Genomic DNA, 2,605 nt, shown 5'->3' with positions numbered 1-2,605 from the left:
CGCTACGTCAGTTGATGCATCCGGTGACTGACACACCGCTTTCGCGAGCAAGCCCGCTCCCACATTAAATCGGTGAATACTTCCGGTTTTTTGAGTTTCCAAGGATACGACCATGTCCCAAGACCGTCGCTACAGCTTCGAGTTCTTCCCGACCAAGACCGATGCTGGGCATGAAAAACTGATGGCGACTGCTACGCAGTTGGCCAGCTACAACCCCGACTTCTTCTCCTGCACCTACGGCGCCGGTGGCTCGACCCGTGACCGCACGATCAACACCGTGCTGCAGCTGGAAAGCCAAGTCCAAGTTCCCGCCGCTCCGCACTTGTCGTGCGTGGGCGACAGCAAGGCTGACCTGCGCAGTCTGCTGACCCAGTACAAGGCCGCAGGCATCAAGCGCATCGTCGCCCTGCGTGGCGACCTGCCGTCCGGCATGGGCATGGCCAGCGGTGAGCTGCGCTACGCCAATGACCTGGTGAGCTTCATCCGTGAAGAAACCGGCGATCACTTCCACATCGAAGTGGCGGCTTACCCGGAGATGCACCCCCAAGCACGCAATTTCGAAGACGATCTGCAAAATTTCGTGCGCAAGGCCAACGCCGGCGCCAACAGCGCGATTACCCAGTACTTCTTCAACGCCGACAGCTACTTCTACTTCGTCGAGCGCGTACGGGCCATGGGTGTGAACATCCCAATCGTGCCGGGCATCATGCCGATCACCAACTACAGCAAGCTGGCGCGTTTCTCCGATGCCTGTGGTGCTGAAATCCCACGCTGGGTGCGCAAGCAACTGGAAGCCTATGGCGATGACGTCAAGAGCATCCAGGCGTTCGGCGAGCAGGTCATCAGCGAAATGTGCGAACAATTGTTACAAGGTGGTGCGCCAGGGCTGCATTTCTATACCCTGAACCAGGCTGAACCCAGCCTTGCCATCTGGAACAACCTCAAGCTGCCACGCTAAGGTTTGCCCGGTTGTGCCAAGGCCCTCGTCCAGACGAGGGCCTTTTTCGTTTTACGTAGCCACGGAATCCCGCAGTCCATGAACACAGTGTCCCCGACTTCCCGCCCGCAGCTGGTCTACCTGGTATTCGGTGCCGAAACCTACCATCAGGAAGCGGTATTCAGCATCGCCAGCGCACTGGCGTTCCTGCAGGACACCCCGGACGCCATCGTGGACATCCAGGTATTCAGTGACAACCCTGAACCTTATCGCCTGCTGCCGGTGCGTGTGCGCCCATTGGATGACGCCACGCGCAAACGCTGGAGCGAGCCCCATGGCTACCACTTCCGTACCAAGCACGTGGTATTGCGCCAGGTACTGCAAGAGTCTCCGGTAGCATTGCTGATCGACACCGACACCTTCTTTCACCTCTCGCCCATGGCCCTGTTCGAACGCGTGCAGCCTGGCACCCTGCTGTGCAACGCCTTCTACACCAAGTATGGCGACAACCACGAAAGCATCCTCTACACCGCCCTGCACCAGCGCCTGCTGGACATGGGCGTGGCCGACGACGACATGATGACCCTCAACTCCGGCGTCATGGGCCTGACCCAACAGGATGCGCACATTCTCGATCGCTCGATCGAACTGATGGATGAGCTGTTCCCCCACGCCCAGGGCGCCTACACCCTGGAAGAGTTCTGCCTGTCCATCGCCGCCTACCACACCGTTAACGTGCGCGAATGCCCGGACTTGATCCACCACTACTGGAGCCGCAAGCAGCTGTTTCGCGCCAAGGTCAAGGCGTGGATCGCCAAGCACGCGGCGGCGCCTACCAGCGCACAGGCCCTGGCGGACACACGGCAGGTCTCCTCCCACCTGCCACGTCCGCCGCGCTTGCAGCGCCTGATGTACAAATTGATCACCCTGCTGCTGCCCAAGCACCAGCAACAGTTCATCCGTGAAATCCTCTACGGCTGCTACGAGCACGAGAACGAGTTCGACCAGGCATGCGGCCCGGTTTGGTGGGACAAGGCCCGACAAAATCAGGAAGAACGCCAGAAGCGCCCTATCGATGCCCACCAATTGGAACATTGGTTCGCCAACCCTGTTGTGCGCCTGATTCTCGGTGAGCGGCTCGCCGCAATCCATGAGCACTTGCTGGACTCCCCGGCCAAGTGACACCTGGCGCCAATGCTTGTGCCAGAGCTTCTCTTTAAGGCTGGAGAGTCGTAATCTCAGGGCATGCCTGTCATTTTGAAGCTGTTGACTGCTGCCCTTTTCACTTGCCTGAGCCTGACCGCTTATGGCGAGAAGTTGCGTATTGTCACCGAGCCCTGGACACCCTACGTATACGAAGACAACGGCACCATGCGCGGACTCGATTATGAAACCACGGTGATCGTGTTCCAACGCCTGGGGGTTGATGTGCAATGGCAGTTCCTGCCCTGGAAGCGCTGCCTGGCCATGCTCGACCAAGGCCACGCCGATGGCGCGCTGGATATTTTTCACAGCCACGACCGCGATGCCTTGCTGCTCTACCCCAGCGAGCCGCTGTCAGAGGTCGAGTTCGTGCTGTTCTACGCCAACGAACGCCCTCACCCCGTCGGCACCCTGGACGAACTGAACGGCCTGACCGTCGGCATCTCACCCGGCTACCTCTATGGC

At 59.7% G+C, this 2,605-nt stretch carries 3 protein-coding genes; all 3 read left to right on the top strand.

The annotated features are described in order from the left end of the window. Positions 1-112 precede the first annotated feature (112 nt). A complete protein-coding gene (metF, locus tag ACRESD_RS00445; protein ID WP_431749131.1) occupies positions 113-958 on the top strand; it encodes a methylenetetrahydrofolate reductase [NAD(P)H] in 846 nt (281 codons plus the stop codon). A 78-nt stretch (positions 959-1,036) separates the two neighbouring features. Further along, entirely contained in the window at positions 1,037-2,119 is a 1,083-nt protein-coding gene (locus tag ACRESD_RS00440; RefSeq protein ID WP_431749130.1) for a hypothetical protein, read from the top strand. A gap of 63 nt (positions 2,120-2,182) precedes the next feature. Next, positions 2,183-2,605 (top strand): substrate-binding periplasmic protein (locus ACRESD_RS00435; RefSeq protein WP_431749129.1); only part of this gene is annotated, 423 nt, incomplete at its 3' end.

This window comes from Pseudomonas sp. (assembly GCF_050739995.1).
GTDB lineage: Bacteria > Pseudomonadota > Gammaproteobacteria > Pseudomonadales > Pseudomonadaceae > Aquipseudomonas.
Note: the sequence above shows the minus strand (reverse complement) of the source record. Positions and strands in the feature narration are given on the sequence as shown.

Excerpts from the sequence above, each read along its gene's own strand:
- metF (WP_431749131.1), top strand. The coding sequence starts at position 113 with ATGTCCCAAGACCGTCGCTACAGCTTCGAGTTCTTCCCGACCAAGACC.
- ACRESD_RS00440 (WP_431749130.1), top strand. The coding sequence starts at position 1,037 with ATGAACACAGTGTCCCCGACTTCCCGCCCGCAGCTGGTCTACCTGGTA.